This window comes from Phocaeicola sp. RTP21198st1_B8_RTP21198_201120 (genome assembly GCF_040929485.1).
Taxonomy (GTDB): domain Bacteria; phylum Bacteroidota; class Bacteroidia; order Bacteroidales; family Bacteroidaceae; genus Phocaeicola; species Phocaeicola dorei.
The window spans coordinates 195,767-210,356 of sequence record NZ_JBCOCI010000002.1; the positions used below are offsets into that span (position 1 = coordinate 195,767).

The 14,590-nt window shown below is 44.3% G+C and carries 11 protein-coding genes and 1 pseudogene; 6 read left to right on the forward strand and 6 right to left on the reverse strand.

Annotation, left to right across the window (positions count from 1 at the left end; all coding sequences use genetic code 11):
- Positions 1 to 13: 13 nt before the first annotated feature.
- Positions 14 to 769, forward strand: coding sequence for a succinate dehydrogenase/fumarate reductase iron-sulfur subunit (locus AB5935_RS02220; RefSeq protein ID WP_005843870.1), 756 nt, complete (start codon positions 14 to 16; stop codon positions 767 to 769).
- On the opposite strand, the gene AB5935_RS02225 is transcribed toward AB5935_RS02220, so the two are convergent.
- On the reverse strand, positions 766 to 1,680 hold the full coding sequence (locus tag AB5935_RS02225; RefSeq protein WP_038608426.1) for a helix-turn-helix domain-containing protein: 915 nt from the start codon (positions 1,678 to 1,680) through the stop codon (positions 766 to 768). The two genes, AB5935_RS02220 and AB5935_RS02225, sit on opposite strands and share 4 nt — an antisense overlap.
- A 280-nt stretch (positions 1,681 to 1,960) precedes the next feature.
- Between AB5935_RS02225 and AB5935_RS02230 the strand changes: the two are divergent.
- Positions 1,961 to 2,662 (forward strand): annotated as a pseudogene (locus AB5935_RS02230) (AAA family ATPase); the annotation flags it as partial.
- Positions 2,663 to 2,840: 178 nt separating this feature from the next.
- Here the strand turns inward: AB5935_RS02230 and AB5935_RS02235 are convergent.
- The 3 genes from AB5935_RS02235 to AB5935_RS02245 are packed head-to-tail and all read right to left on the reverse strand — an operon-like array spanning position 2,841 to position 6,212.
- A complete protein-coding gene (locus AB5935_RS02235; protein WP_007847718.1) occupies positions 2,841 to 3,830 on the reverse strand; it encodes a fimbrillin family protein in 990 nt (329 codons plus the stop codon).
- A 46-nt stretch (positions 3,831 to 3,876) separates the two neighbouring features.
- Positions 3,877 to 4,878 carry a DUF5119 domain-containing protein gene (locus tag AB5935_RS02240; protein WP_038608429.1) on the reverse strand — a complete coding sequence of 334 codons (1,002 nt, stop codon included), beginning with the start codon at positions 4,876 to 4,878 and terminating at the stop codon, positions 3,877 to 3,879.
- Positions 4,845 to 6,212, reverse strand: coding sequence for a DUF3575 domain-containing protein (locus tag AB5935_RS02245; RefSeq protein ID WP_038608432.1), 1,368 nt, complete (start codon positions 6,210 to 6,212; stop codon positions 4,845 to 4,847). The genes AB5935_RS02240 and AB5935_RS02245 overlap by 34 nt, the downstream gene beginning before the upstream one ends.
- Positions 6,213 to 6,817: 605 nt before the next feature.
- On the opposite strand from AB5935_RS02245, the gene AB5935_RS02250 reads away from it, so the two are divergent.
- Positions 6,818 to 8,701, forward strand: coding sequence for an alpha-L-fucosidase (locus tag AB5935_RS02250; RefSeq protein WP_038608435.1), 1,884 nt, complete (start codon positions 6,818 to 6,820; stop codon positions 8,699 to 8,701).
- An 80-nt stretch (positions 8,702 to 8,781) separates the two neighbouring features.
- Here AB5935_RS02250 and dprA read toward each other — a convergent pair whose 3' ends face one another.
- Together dprA and AB5935_RS02260 are read right to left on the reverse strand one after the other, a co-directional pair.
- Complete coding sequence (gene dprA / locus AB5935_RS02255; RefSeq protein WP_054349311.1) at positions 8,782 to 9,897, reverse strand: DNA-processing protein DprA; 1,116 nt, start codon at positions 9,895 to 9,897, stop codon at positions 8,782 to 8,784.
- Positions 9,894 to 10,301, reverse strand: coding sequence for an acyl-CoA thioesterase (locus AB5935_RS02260; protein WP_005843849.1), 408 nt, complete (start codon positions 10,299 to 10,301; stop codon positions 9,894 to 9,896). The genes dprA and AB5935_RS02260 overlap by 4 nt, the downstream gene beginning before the upstream one ends.
- A gap of 58 nt (positions 10,302 to 10,359) precedes the next feature.
- Here AB5935_RS02260 and AB5935_RS02265 point away from each other — a divergent pair, with 58 nt between their 5' ends.
- The 3 genes from AB5935_RS02265 to fucO all read left to right on the forward strand — a co-directional run bounded on the left by AB5935_RS02265 (position 10,360) and on the right by fucO (position 14,420).
- Positions 10,360 to 11,277: a tRNA-dihydrouridine synthase family protein gene (locus AB5935_RS02265; protein ID WP_038608441.1), complete on the forward strand. Its 918-nt coding sequence runs from the start codon at positions 10,360 to 10,362 to the stop codon at positions 11,275 to 11,277.
- A 518-nt stretch (positions 11,278 to 11,795) separates the two neighbouring features.
- A complete protein-coding gene (locus tag AB5935_RS02270; RefSeq protein ID WP_038608444.1) occupies positions 11,796 to 13,052 on the forward strand; it encodes a DUF3874 domain-containing protein in 1,257 nt (418 codons plus the stop codon).
- Positions 13,053 to 13,265: 213 nt separating this feature from the next.
- Entirely contained in the window at positions 13,266 to 14,420 is a 1,155-nt protein-coding gene (fucO, locus tag AB5935_RS02275; RefSeq protein ID WP_007841766.1) for a lactaldehyde reductase, read from the forward strand.
- Positions 14,421 to 14,590 lie beyond the last annotated feature (170 nt).

The window sequence follows — 14,590 nt, forward strand, 5'->3', positions numbered from 1 at the left end:
TTGTATAGAAATCATGGATAAAAATATAAGTTTCACACTGAAAGTTTGGCGTCAGAAAGGTCCTAAGGACAAAGGACATTTTGATACCTTCCAAATGAAAGATATTCCGGGTGATACCTCATTCCTGGAAATGATGGACATCTTGAACGAGCAGCTTATCAATGAAGGTAAAGAACCTATCGTATTCGACCACGACTGTCGCGAAGGTATCTGCGGTATGTGCTCTATGTATATCAACGGACATCCTCACGGACCTGCTACAGGTGCTACTACCTGCCAGATTTATATGCGTCGTTTCAAAGACGGTGACACCATTACTGTTGAGCCTTGGCGTTCTGCCGGTTTCCCGGTAATCCGCGACTTGATGGTAGACCGTAGCGCATACGACAAAATTATGCAGGCCGGTGGTTACGTGTCAATCAATACCGGTGGTATTCCTGACGCTAACGCAATTCCTATTGCAAAACCTATTGCTGACGAGGCTATGGATGCTGCTGCATGTATCGGTTGTGGTGCTTGTGTTGCTGCATGTAAGAATGGTTCTGCCATGTTGTTTGTTTCTGCAAAGGTCAGTCAGTTGGCACTGTTACCTCAGGGTAAAGTGGAAGCTGCACGCCGTGCGAAAGCTATGTTGAGCAAGATGGATGAACTGGGCTTTGGTAACTGTACAAACACTCGTGCTTGTGAGGCAGAATGTCCGAAGTTGGTTTCTATCAGCAACATCGCTCGTTTGAACCGTGAATTTATTGCTGCGAAGCTGAAAGACTAATCACGGTTAGTTTTACTTGATATTTGAGAATGCCCTGCCTTTGGTGGGGCATTTTTTTTGCCTGGGGCTTCTTCTTTTTCTCTCTTACGTATGTTTCTGGGAGAATCGCCAAAGAACTTCTTACAGAAGTTGGAGAAATGTGAGAGAGATTCGAATCCATGTTCGAAGCAGATTTCGGAGATGGAAGCCTCTGTATAGCGCAATTGGTAGAGGATACTTTCTTTGCGCTGCTTCATCATCCATTCATAGGCCGGTTCGTTGAAGATAGCCTTGAAAATACGGCGGAAGGTGGTGACGCTATAGCCGCCCAGTTGTGCGAAGTCTTCTACAGACTTTATTTGCTTGTGGTGTTTTAATATAAAATATTCAAAGCTGTTGGTATACTTGGACAAACTGTGTACAATGGGGGAAAGCTCATAGTCTGTATAGTAGTGCGCCAGTAGATAATACAGTTCTTTACGCTTGAATTCAAGCAGTTCTTTACAGATTTTGTCTATATTCAGATAGGAGGTAACTCCTTCAAGGAAAAGCTTTATTTCGGGCTTTATTTTAAGTGGCTCGGAGATGAGTGGCGGGGGCACGTTTTTCAATATATAGGTATAGCGGTCATAACAGAAAGCTTTGGGGTCATCGAATGTGTACAGAATACCTTCCGAGTCTGTCATGGCCAGTATTTCCACTTTTGATGCGATAGCTTGCAGTACAAATTCTCCGGGATTGATGATAGTACCGGCATATTCTTCACTATTGATGAGTATTTGGCCTTTGAGTAAGAAAAATAAGATATTAGTTTCACACTTATGTGGGGGTAAGTGGAAACCTTTTTTGTTATGTGTGTAATGGATGCTATTCTCCACTGCTTTAGGGCATTGGGTACAATCCATCCTTTCATTACAGGGCAGACCAGACATATATAGATGTTAGAGACGCTTGTGTTCTTTTTTTTGATTTGACAAATGTAGGTCAAATATGGATAATTTGCAATAAGTTTCAAGAAAAAGACCGAAGAATCCTGTTTCCACTTGTTTGTCTTCTGCCGTTACGGAAAACGATAGCCTGTGGGCATGAGCATAGAGGGCTAAATTTGTGTGGCCAAACAAAAAGAAGTTGCAATTGTTGGGAAAGTAGCAGAAAGAAAGTATCTTTGTGTGTACCCCATGGGGAGGTATACCGGCTAAAACAGCATAGATTATGGAATTTGTAGTATCATCAGATAAGAAATTATTGCCCTACGGCATGATGAAATTCGCGGATATACGCCTTGATGGTTATTATTATGTGGACAAGACCATGTATATCCCGTTGATAGAACGCTCCAACCGTTATTTTTTCTTTATCCGTCCGCGTCGTTTCGGCAAAAGTCTGACGCTGAATATGCTGTAACATTACTATGATGTACGAACCAAGGATAAATTCGACGCCCTGTTTGGAGACCTCTACATAGGGAAGTATCCTACACGTGACTGGAACAGCTACTTGGTATTGTATCTCAATTTCTCCGGTATCATTGGCGAACTGCATAACTATCGTGCCGGATTGGACGCACATTGCCAAACCTGTTTCGACTATTTCTGTGATATTTATGCGGAATACCTGCCGCAGGGTATCAAAGAACAGTTGGACGCAAAGAATGGGGCGGTAGAACAATTAGACTATCTTTATCATGAGTGTGAGCGTGCCGGTCAGGATATTTATCTTTTTATCGATGAGTATGACCATTTTATCAATGCCATCCTTTCGGATGTCGAAAGCCTGCACCGATATACGAAGGAAACGCACAAGGAAGGATATCTGCGTGCATTCTTCAACAAGATAAAATCCGGTACCTATTCCAGCATCAAACGCTGTTTCATTACCGGAGTCAGCCCTGTGACGATGGATGTGGTTGTTTCTAGGGGTATTTTATGATTGAGGACGGCTGATTGTCAACAGGTAAAAATGCTCCGCAAATGAAATCGCAAATGATAGAGGGGATGATGCGGTGTTTCATTGCGGAGCGGGGAATTGTTATGTTTATCTGTATGTTTGTCGGGGGATTTGTAAATTCATTAATTTATAGTTTGTTGGTTTCTTATAATACAGGAGTTTTAGGAGTTTGCTCGTTATCAGTGGCATTCCAATCTTCATCATATGTTGTGTTTACACTCATTTTTTCTGCACCAACCGGTAAAGTTAGTATATAGCGGATACTTTGCCCATTAGTCCATTCTCCTGTTAAAGCTACTTCTTTTGATCCGTTAAAGAATGTTGCATTATCTTTCTCTGTTTTATACTTGACTGTAATTTTAGCATCAGTAAGAGATTGTGGGTACAGCATTAATGAATTATTATTTTGTGTATAATCATAAATATCATCTTTGGCTGTTACGGTGTTATCAAATGTATAGCTATAACCACTAGCAGGTGCACTTCCTGTGATATTCCAATTTCCACCTTTTCCTTCAGTTCCTCCGAATGTGTACGTTGCAGCACCACCTTTTGCACCGGTGATAGTTATGCTTTCAACTGTGTAAGTATAGTTGCTGTCAGCTAGTTTTGCAGCAAAGTTTATACGGGTTAAGATGTGTTGGAATGTAAGGTTTAATGTATTATCACTTGGCTTAGTTATATCTTTGGAATAAGCTACTATAATATCTTTCTGATCGGCCGGGGTATCAGGAAGGGTATAGCTGATGGTGGGATAAGCGCTGGAACTAGCAGGTGCTGTATAGGTTACATCATCGGTATATCCAAAAAATTGCATTTCTGTTATAGGCCAATAAAAAGTACCACTTGTTGTAGTCCAATTACCTTGACCTCCTTTATATTCTATGCCATCCATATACGCGTTACCCCATCCTGAAGTGGCGATATCGCTGCTTTTAATTATATAGGCATGTAATTTAAAAGACGTGAAACTACTATTACTTGTAACAGTGGCCCTTGAACTCTTTTTGACAATCGTGTTTACTCCTATCTCATTTTTACTTTTTGGAGTTCCATTGTCAATACCATCAATCTCATTCTGTGAGCAACTTGTGATTGCCAATGCAGCTAAAGCTGCAAATAAAATCTTCTTCATATCCTATGTTTTAAGTTAATAATTCTATGACTCTTTATTCTATATTTTAACCGATCGGTAATTCTACATTCGTTTCATCATCCCAGTCACTAACGTTCCCATCAAATCCACCGCCACTTTCATCAGGAGGAATCTCTACATCATCCACCACAATCTTCTCATCATCCGGAAGTTCGATCTCTATCTCCGGCTCTTGAGGTTTTTCATCACCTCCTCCCGGTTCGTCTTTATCTTCAGGAGGTTTTACCGCTTCCGTTATTTCTACTTTCGCTTCCTGTTTGGAACCATCCACTTTTACTATAATCAAGTTCAGAAACTGAGTGATATCGGCTCTTGCTTGCGTCAGTTTGGGATGCCCAAAGCAGGTAAAACTCCCTTTTATAGCCCCATTCCCTTTACTGGTTTCACAATAAATAGGAGCGAACCGGCATAGGCTGGCTCCTTTGCCCAGGTGGTAACATTCAGCCATTCCGGAAACACTGCCCAGGATGGATGCAACATTTTTCAGCCCTTCTGTCTTTATTGAAAAAGTGTAAGTGGTTACCACAGATTTTGGTTTTACCTCTAGTGTCGGTAATTCTTCCTCTTTTCCTATCTCTACATCGTCCAGGGTTGCTACATAAAAATTATCCGGTCCCCATACCATGTCTTTCGTTTCCTCGGCACCCAGTCCCGTACAGCTTCCTGTACATGCCATTATTGTTTCGTAGCTACCTTCGTCTTTTATTTGCACTACTTCGGTGTCATAATTGTAAATCACTGCCGAATAATGTCCCGGAGGTACTTTTATTTCTCCGCCTTTCGCCGATAAGTAGGTATCAATCTTCCTTCCTTGGCCGTCCTTGGGATAGAAGATGATCCGGACTCCTTCCGGCAGACGGTCGGTTACTCCTTCCCAATTCAGACGGATGTTTATTCCTGTTACGGGGTAATCGTCCAGAATCTCGCGGCGGCTGCATCCCACTAAAGTCAATAGTGAAGATAAAAGTACAAGAATTGCGTACCTTGTCTTTTTCATTTTCTTCCTCTTTTCTTGGTTATCAACCATACCAACGAAATTTTTGCTTTCGTAGGGCCTATAAAGGTGTAATTTCCGCTACTCATCCAGACTAGTGATCCCTCATAGGGAGTATATTTTTGATATTCCGTGGTCAGATAGCCTATGCCTAGGCTGAATTCCAATGCCAGATGTCGTGACAACAAAGTGGAATATCCATAAGTGAATCCTGCCGCACCGTAATATTTACCTTGGTAGCCGTTTCCTTTAAACTGAAAGTCGTAGATACCTCCCTCGATATACAATCCAAAGAAATGTCCGTTCAATCGGTTGTGTAGTTCACGGTTGCCCAGCCAGTAACGGCTTTCTATTCCTCCCGAAATCAGTTGGTAGCAGATTTCTTTACTGCTGTTGGACCACCAGGGGCTTTTATATTCCATATTCACTGACCATCTCTTTCCTACAGGAATTTCTATTTCTATATTAGGTGCCAGTGCCAGGTCGTACAATAAATTATTTTTCAGTGCAAGCACTGTGTTGTCGGCTGTCTGGTTTCTTCTTGCTGCCTTTTCTTTGGGCTTTTTTCTCCGTTTCTCTTTTGTCTCTTTTTTCTTTTCTACCTTTATTACTGTTTTTTCTGTTTCTATTATTACTTGTGTTCTTTCCTTCTGTGGAAGTACTTGCATCGTCATTGGCGTAACGGTCGTTTCCCTGTCAATCGGTATGAATTCAGTTTCTTCTATCCTTGCTGCCTGTTCTGCGGAGGAGTTTTTTCCTCCGTTTTCTTCCGGATAAGACAGGCAGACTCTTATCTCTGTCCGTCTGAGTTCCGGTAGCACTCGGTCAGAAATATACTGATAAGGTATGCCGGCGTCCAGGCATTGCAAGAAATCTTGCATTTTTACGGGATTGTTATGGTGATAATCTATCAATGCCAATACATCTTCCCGGTCGGGGACCAGTCTGTCGTCCAGTATCAGTTTCCGTAAGGCATCCCCGTACTCTTCTCCTTTGCGGATACAGATTTGGACGGTATTGACCTGCGGATATTTCCCACATAAGAACACTTTTACTTCCTCACTTCTTTTTTGTCCCAGCGGTATGCCCTGTTCTTTTTTGCCATTATATAAATCCGGTGAAACCAGAATAATGGAATTAAGATGGATACTGTGGGCAGGATTGGCAAGTAGAGAATCCAATACCGTCAGCGTTTTACTGTTTCCTTGGTAATCCTTGTCTACCTGTCGGGCATTCAGGTCAAAATAGAGCGTCATGTCCAACGTGGTGTCTTTAGGGTTTTCGTACTCTATTGTCCGGGCATAAATGCTATTTGGCAGTAGGCACAAAAGCACAAATATGCTGAATATAGTAGTGCGTTTTTTCATGAATTACCATTATGTATGAAGCAAATATAGGTGATAAAATCTGAAAAAAGACTTATTAAATGTTCTATTTTCGGACTTGAAAGGGTTTGTGAAGCGATTGGATAGAATTTGCAAGTTTTGGCGGTTGGATAATGAGAAGGGCAGGGGACTTACTTTTATTTTGGATGGATAACATGAGGGAATACTTTCTTTTTGTTTTTCACTTTCCAGCAGACAGGAATGAATCATTCTATGATATTGATAGAATAATGTTTCATATTCCTTTTTTAACCCCGCTTTTCTTGTCGGATTGTAATACTGTGTGCGAAAACGATTGTATTTGTGAAATAATACTAAATGAAAAGCAAAAATGAACCAAATATTTGGAGGTATTGAGTGTAAGTTGTACATTTGTCATGTGATTTTTTTCATAGTATTAGATTTAAGGTTAACAAAGGTTGGAGCAAGGCGTTGCTCCTTTCTTTTTTTAGTACCTTCTGTTTCTTTCCATTCTCCTAATCATCAGCTCCTTAATGCCGTTGATTTTTTAAAATATTCTGTTTCTTGTTTTCATCCAATGGATTTTATGTTATCTTTGTGTCAATGTAAACTAACTAACAATCTACATGAAAAGACACACAAACCTTTTATGCTTGGGGGCTGCTGTCGCATTGCTGAATGCTTGCGCCCCGGTGGTGAACGCTCCTGAGCCTGTTCTTCCTGTTCCCGAGAAAAAGCAGGTGGACTGGCAGAAAATGGAAACTTATGCTTTCGTGCATTTCGGACTGAATACTTTTAATGACCGTGAATGGGGTTATGGAGATTCTGACCCTGCCACGTTTAATCCGGTTAAACTGGACTGCGAGCAATGGGTGAAAACTTTTGTGGCGGCAGGGATGAAAGGAGTTATCCTTACGGCAAAACACCATGACGGGTTTTGTCTGTGGCCTACGGGGCTGACCGAATATTGTATCCGTAACACACCTTATAAGGATGGAAAAGGAGATATCGTACGTGACCTTTCGGAGGCTTGTAAAAAGTATGGTATAAAATTCGCTGTCTATCTCTCACCGTGGGACAGGCATCAGGCCAATTATGGAACTCCGGAATATGTGGATTATTTCTATCAACAGTTACACGAATTGCTGACCCATTACGGTCCGGTGTTCGAAATTTGGTTTGATGGAGCTAATGGAGGGGATGGCTGGTATGGCGGAGCCAAAGACTCCCGTACCATAGACCGGAAAAATTATTATGATTATGCGCGTGCATACGAGATGATCGACAAATATCAGCCGCAGGCCGTTGTCTTCTCGGATGGCGGACCCGGATGCCGTTGGGTAGGTAACGAGAATGGCTTTGCCGGAGCTACAAACTGGTCTTTCCTGCGTGCCGGAGAGGTTTATCCGGGATATCCTAAATACAGGGAACTGCAATACGGTCATGCAGACGGCAATCAGTGGACGGCTGCCGAGTGTGATGTGTCTATCCGTCCGGGCTGGTTTTATCATCCGGAGGAAGATGACAGGGTGAAGACGGTGGAGCAATTGACAGACCTTTATTACCGCAGTGTGGGGCACAATGCGACTTTGTTGCTCAATTTCCCTGTAAACCGGGATGGGCTGATTCATCCGGTAGATTCGGCGAATGCGGTTGACTTTTATAAGAATGTTCAGAAACAGCTGGCAAACAATCTGTTGAAAGGTGTTCTTCCGATAGTTTCCAATGAACGGGGCGGAAAGTACACTGCAAAGGCGGTGACGGATGGAGAATATGATACATATTGGGCTACGGAGGATAGTGTCACATCGGCTGTCATCGAGTTTGAATGGCCGGCTCCGCAAAAGGTGAACCGTATGCTGTTGCAGGAATATATTCCGTTGGGGCAGCGTGTACAATCCTTTGTGGTGGAATATAATAAAGAAGGGGAGTGGCTGCCTGTGAAGCTGAATGAAGAGACAACCACAATCGGTTATAAACGTTTGCTTCGTTTTGAAACAGTCACTACGGACAAACTTCGTATAAACTTTATGGAATCACGCGCTTGCTTGTGTATCAATAATATAGAGGCTTATTATGCAGGAGAAACCCCGGATGTGTTTACTGCGAAAGCGGAAGAACTGAAAACGTATCCGTTTACATTGCCGCAGGTAGATGAGGCGGAAGCCGGAAAATGTGCGGATAAAGATGCCGCCACGACTTGCTTTGTGGATGGCAATACGCTTTTGATAGATTTAGGTACGGAACAGACTGTTTCTTCCTTCCATTATCTACCCGATCAGAGCGAGTATAACAAAGGACTGATAGCTGCTTATGAGATTTCAGTGGGTATGGAGGCCAATGCTGTGAATCAAGTGGTGAGCAGCGGGGAATTCTCGAATATCAAGAATAATCCGATTCTCCAATCGGTTTATTTCACTCCGGTAACGGCTAGATATGTATTGCTGAAAGCAGTGAGGATGGTGGAAAACGAGAGTCCGATGGGCTTTGCCGAATTAGGAGTGCAATGACCATGTATCAATATACTCATGTGTCCGTTCACAATACAGCTACCGTATGTCAATGAGTACATGAGTATATTGATACATGGTTACATTATTAATCGGTACACTCCTCCTGCCAGTGCTCGTATCACCCCTTTCATTTCTAATTCAAACAGTAATGCACTCATTCGGTTTACAGGTATGTTGGTGTCTATCACCAATGTGTTGATTTGTAATCCTTCCGGTATTTTGCCGAGTCGTTTTACTATTCGTTCTTCTTCCTCGCTTAAATCAGGGAACAATTCCCGTTGTACTGTTTTCTCAGTTTTGGGGCTGCTTTCCCATCCCATACCCTTCACTAAATCCTCGGCCGATGTGATAAGCACTGCCTGGTTTTTCCTTATCAGATTGTTGCAGCCTATGGAATATTCATCATTGCATCGTCCCGGAAAGGCAAAACAGTCCCGGTGATAACTTTCCGCCAGTTCGGCGGTGATGAGGGCTCCCCCTTTGGCGGCGGACTCGATAACGACGGTGGCGTCACTCATACCTGCTACAATGCGGTTTCGTTTCACGAAATTTTGCCTGTCGGGGTTGGTTCCGCTTGTAAATTCGGTCAGCAAACCTCCCTGTTCCAACATGCTGACGGCTGTCTTCCGATGTTCGGCAGGATAAATGCGGTCCAGTCCGTGTGCCAGCACGCCTATGGTCTTGAAATGATTCTGCAGGGCGGCGCGATGCGCATGGATATCAATGCCATAAGCCAGCCCGCTCACTATCAAGGTGTTTGGGCACAATACCGACAAGTCGGCAAGGAAACGGGTGCAGATATCCTGCCCATAAGGGGTGGCATGACGGGTTCCTACTATATTAATAATATGCAGCGTGTTCAGATCGGCATTTCCCCGATAAAATAAAGCTAGCGGAGCATCATCACATTCACGCAAACGGCTGGGATAACCTTCATCATTTAAGGTGAGGCAGCGGATATGATTTTTCTGACAGAAAGTTAATTCCTGCTCTGCACGCCGGAAAGCTTCGGAGTTATTCAACGCAGTAATGATCTTTTCGCTTACTCCGGGGACCAATTGTGACAGCTCTTTGCGGTGTTCGAAAACACGGGTGGCGCTTCCCAGACTGCTCACCAGTCTGAATGCGCCTGTCAGTCCCAATCCCGGTATCCGGGTTAGGGCCAGGCTGCAAATTTGTTCGTCTTGTGTCATTCGCTCAGGTAGGGTGCGAAAGTCTCGTCAAATAGAGCGCTGTCCCCTAATCTGCCGTTTACCACGCATACTGATTCTACAGTGGCCTTGACAGTCACTTTCATATCGGGCAGACGGAAGATGTCCTGATAGAACACATATTTAATACCTTCTTTTTTCAGATAGAGTTTAGAAACGAATTCGTCACCGCTGCGCAGCGGAGTTTTGAACGCCATGGTGAGCCGTGCCACTACCGGGTCCACTCCTTCCTCGTGCAGACGGGCGAAGCTGATACCTACGGATGTGAGAAACTCATGGCGTGTATGTTCCAGATAATGTTGATAGTTGGCATTGTTCACAATACCCTGCAGGTCGCATTCATAATCGCGTACCTTCATCTTCAGTTCATAAATATACTTTTCCATAAAGCAAAGGTATAAGAAAAATGTGTTACTTTGCATCTAAACTAAAAAAAAGAAGTGAATGAAACTATATGCTGCGCCTTTGCAAGGTTTTACGGAAGCTCCCTGGAGAAACTTTCATGAGGAAGTTTTTGGTGGAATAGATGCGTATTATACTCCTTTTGTACGAATAGAGAGAGGAGGATTCCGTAACAGGGATGTACGGGACATTGCTCCCGAAAACAATACGGTTTCCCATGTAGTGCCTCAGCTCATCGCGTCCACTCCTGTCGAGCTGGAACGGTTGGCCGCTTTGTTTACAGAGAAAGGATATAAGGAAGCGGATTTTAATATGGGGTGTCCTTTTCCGCTGGTTGCAAGAAAGCACAAGGGCTCCGGCATATTGCCTTATCCTGCCGAGGTAGAAGCTTTATTGAAAGAGTTGACACATTATCCTGAACTGAGTTTTTCGGTTAAGATGAGATTGGGATGGGAGAGTGCGGATGAATGGCGGCTGTTGTTGCCTTTGCTGAACGCTGCCCCCTTGCGGCGGATCGTTCTGCATCCCCGTATCGGGAAGCAACAATACAAAGGAGAGGTGGACTTGGCTGCGTTCACCGCTTTCTATGAGGAGTGCGCGCATCCGTTGGTATATAACGGCGATTTACTGACGGTGGAGGATATCCGGAAAGTGGAAGAGAAATTTCCCTGCCTGGAGGGCGTCATGCTGGGACGCGGGTTGCTGGCCAATCCTGCATTGGCTTGGGAATATGTAAACGGAACCTCTTTTTCTCCCGATAAATTGCATGAAAAGGTGAAGGCGCTTCACGCACGCCTTCTTCAATATTATGAAGCCCATTTACAGGGAGAGGCGCAATTGCTGAGTAAAATGAAGCCTTATTGGGAATACCTGCTGCCCGATGCGGACCGGAAGATAAAGAAAGCAATAAAGAAGGCTACAACGATGGATAAGTATTTGACGGCGGTGAACCAGCTGTAATGATGGAAAAGGGGCTTCAATACATGAAAACCGGAGTGCTTCTTCAGTTCATTCATCCGGTATAACTGCTTGTAAAATAGGGAAGTATCCTGATAGGAGAACCTTCAGTTTCCTGTCAGTTACTTCCAGCCCATATTTTTGTTCTTACCTGTTAGATGAGAGGTGTGTTCGTCATGCCTGTATTTTAAGAAATACTTATCTGTCTTTTCTTGGAGCATATCTTTTATCTTCCTTGTTATGTATCCAGTTACTTCCTGATAAGTTTATCGTTTCACTAAAGTGATGAAACCTTATCACTCTAGTGATGAACTTGTACCACTTTAGTGATGAAACTTCATCACCCAAGTGAGACGATTGATTCTTCAAGACGAAAACACAAACTTGTCCTGATGAAATCCCTTTTACATAAGGATGTTTACGCTTAGTCACTTTTCATCCCGAAAGGCCGGAAAGCCCTTGACAAAGGCTTTTCAATGTGCTATCTTTGTGGAAACAACAACTAAAAAAACAATAAAATCATGATGAAAGAAATGATTCGGAAGGTGATGGAATGGTGCAAGTTATGGAACGGTGAAACTGCAACGGCGAAACAGGCAGGCCCTTCTTCGGATAAAAGGGAAAAAGAACAGGCTGCGGATAACCGGGAAGTACAAGACCGTCTGGAGAACTACTTGTGGAAACACTATGAGTTCCGTTTCAACGTGTTGACGGAACAGCCCGAATATTGCGCGAAGGGGCAAGGGACGGACACACCTTATAAGATAGTGACTCAGCGTACCTTGAACACCTTGTGCCTGGAAGCGCACCGTCATCGCATCAATTGCTGGGATAAAGATGTGAGCCGCCTGCTCCATTCGGAACGCTTGGAAGATTATCACCCTTTCCTTACTTATATGGATACACTGCCCCAATGGGACGGAGTGGACCGTATCACTCCGCTGGCGCAGCGCATCTCGAAGAAAACTTTCTGGATAAACGGCTTCCACCGCTGGATGCTGGGAATGGCCGCCCAGTGGTCAGGACGCATGGACCGTTGCGCCAATGCAGTGGCCCCTATGTTGGTGAGCCGTATGCAGGGCAAGTGTAAATCTACTTTTTGTCAGTTATTGATGCCCGATGGGTTGCGGGATTATTACACGGACAGTTTTGAGTTGACGGGCCAGTCGGGCTGCGAACAGAAACTGGCGCAGTTCGGGCTGATTAATCTGGATGAGTATGACCGTCTTTCTCCTCAAAAACTGCCGTTGCTCAAGACACTGATGCAGATGAAGAAGTTGGATTTCCGTAAGTCTCACCGTTCATCCTACAGTCACCTGCCCCGTATGGCCTCGTTTATAGGAACCAGTAATCATAAGGATTTGCTGACCGACCCCACGGGCAGCCGCCGTTATCTTTGTGCCGAGGTGAAGGAGAAAATAGACTGCACTCCGCTGGAGCACAAGCAATTGTTTGCCCAATTGAAGGCGGAGCTGGACGGCGGCGAGCGTTATTGGTTTTCGGCCGAAGAGGAAGCGGAACTGCAATTGCGCAACCGCGAGTTCTATGCCATGCCCGTAGAGCAGGAGGTGTTCTACCGTTGTTTTCATCTGCCCGAGGCAGGAGAGGAGTTCAAACTCTATTCGGCTTCGGTCATTTTCACCATTTTGCAAAGCCGTTATCCTGCCGCTATGCGCGGCATGACGGTGGTGCGTTTCGGCAAGATGATGAGCGCCATGGGGGCGGAACGGATGCATACGGAGAAAGGAAATCTGTATAAGGTGGTGCTGGCGGCATAATTCCCGTCCATCAGGCCGGCTGAGAGGGCTGACAGGAGGCTGAAGGGGCTTCTGTCAGTCTTATTTGTTGTGTGACAGTGTGTTAACCACGCTGAATGGTCTGAAGGCGGGGTACATGAATGCCAAAAAACATACTATAAGAATCTTTTTAAAAAGCCGTTTTCTCAAGAATTTGTACTAAGTTTGCAACCAAACTACATAATTAAAAAAACTATGATTAACAGATTCGTATTAAACGAAGTATCTTACTTCGGCCCGGGTGCGCGTGAAGTGCTTCCACAAGAGATTAAACGTTTGGGCTTGCATAAGGCATTTGTTGCTACAGACAAGGATTTGATTAAATTCGGTGTGGCTGATAAAGTGTTGAAAGTATTGGAGAATGCAGGTATTCCATACGAAATATTCAGTGAAATCAAACCGAATCCTACCGTAAGTAATGTAAAGGCAGGAGTTGAAGCTTTTGCAAAATCAGGAGCGGACTTTATTCTGGCTATCGGCGGCGGTTCGTCTATCGATACTTCGAAAGCGATTGGTATCATCACTAATAATCCTGACTTCAGTGATGTGGTGTCACTGGAAGGTGTGGCTCCTACAAAGAAAAAGTCAGTGCCTATCATTGCACTGCCCACTACCGCCGGTACTGCCGCCGAGGTGACTATCAACTATGTCATCACGGATGAGGAAAACCATAAGAAGATGGTTTGTGTAGATCCGAACGATATCCCCGCCATTGCTATTGTGGATGCGGAACTGATGTACACTTTACCTAAAGGGCTGACTGCTTCTACCGGTTTGGACGCACTGACCCACGCCATCGAAGGGTTGATAACCAAAGGTGCTTGGGAAATGAGCGATATGTTTGAGATCAAGGCGATTGAAATGATTGCCCGTTATCTGGAAACTGCTGTCTTCGAGCCTACCAATGCGGAAGCTCGTAACGGCATGGCCGTGGCACAGTACATTGCAGGTATGGCATTCTCTAATGTAGGCTTGGGCGTGGTTCACGGTATGGCTCATCCGTTGGGAGCTATCTTCGATATTCCTCACGGTGTGGCTAATGCACTGTTGCTGCCTGTCATTATGGAGTTCAATGCTCCGGCTGCTTTGCCCAAATATGTAGATATCGCCAAGGCGATGAATGTGTACAAGGATGGCATGAGCCAGGAAGAGGCTGCGAAGGCTGCTGTTGAGGCGGTGAAGGCATTGTCTGTCAAGGTGGGTATCCCTCAGCATTTGTCTGAACTGGGTATTAAGGAAGAAGACTTGCCCCGTCTGGCCGCTTCGGCTATTGCCGATGTGTGTACGCCGGGCAATCCTCGTGAAGTGACGGAAGAAATTATTCTGGAACTTTACAAGAAGGCGTTTTAAGCGTAATTCTTTTGTAATAAAAGCATAGATGGTGTGTGGATGTGCAGGGCATATCCACACACTTTTTTTATCTCCTTGTCTTTGAAACAGCATTGTCACTTTGTAGCAATTTGTTCGTAATCCATTCAGCATTCTTTTGCACTTGCAAATTAAATTTAATGAAAATAGGT

Excerpts from the sequence above, each read along its gene's own strand:
- AB5935_RS02220 (WP_005843870.1), top strand. The coding sequence starts at position 14 with ATGGATAAAAATATAAGTTTCACACTGAAAGTTTGGCGTCAGAAAGGT.
- AB5935_RS02225 (WP_038608426.1), bottom strand. The coding sequence starts at position 1,680 with ATGTCTGGTCTGCCCTGTAATGAAAGGATGGATTGTACCCAATGCCCT.
- AB5935_RS02235 (WP_007847718.1), bottom strand. The coding sequence starts at position 3,830 with ATGAAGAAGATTTTATTTGCAGCTTTAGCTGCATTGGCAATCACAAGT.
- AB5935_RS02240 (WP_038608429.1), bottom strand. The coding sequence starts at position 4,878 with ATGGTTGATAACCAAGAAAAGAGGAAGAAAATGAAAAAGACAAGGTAC.
- AB5935_RS02245 (WP_038608432.1), bottom strand. The coding sequence starts at position 6,212 with ATGAAAAAACGCACTACTATATTCAGCATATTTGTGCTTTTGTGCCTA.
- AB5935_RS02250 (WP_038608435.1), top strand. The coding sequence starts at position 6,818 with ATGAAAAGACACACAAACCTTTTATGCTTGGGGGCTGCTGTCGCATTG.
- dprA (WP_054349311.1), bottom strand. The coding sequence starts at position 9,897 with ATGACACAAGACGAACAAATTTGCAGCCTGGCCCTAACCCGGATACCG.
- AB5935_RS02260 (WP_005843849.1), bottom strand. The coding sequence starts at position 10,301 with ATGGAAAAGTATATTTATGAACTGAAGATGAAGGTACGCGATTATGAA.
- AB5935_RS02265 (WP_038608441.1), top strand. The coding sequence starts at position 10,360 with ATGAAACTATATGCTGCGCCTTTGCAAGGTTTTACGGAAGCTCCCTGG.
- AB5935_RS02270 (WP_038608444.1), top strand. The coding sequence starts at position 11,796 with ATGATGAAAGAAATGATTCGGAAGGTGATGGAATGGTGCAAGTTATGG.
- fucO (WP_007841766.1), top strand. The coding sequence starts at position 13,266 with ATGATTAACAGATTCGTATTAAACGAAGTATCTTACTTCGGCCCGGGT.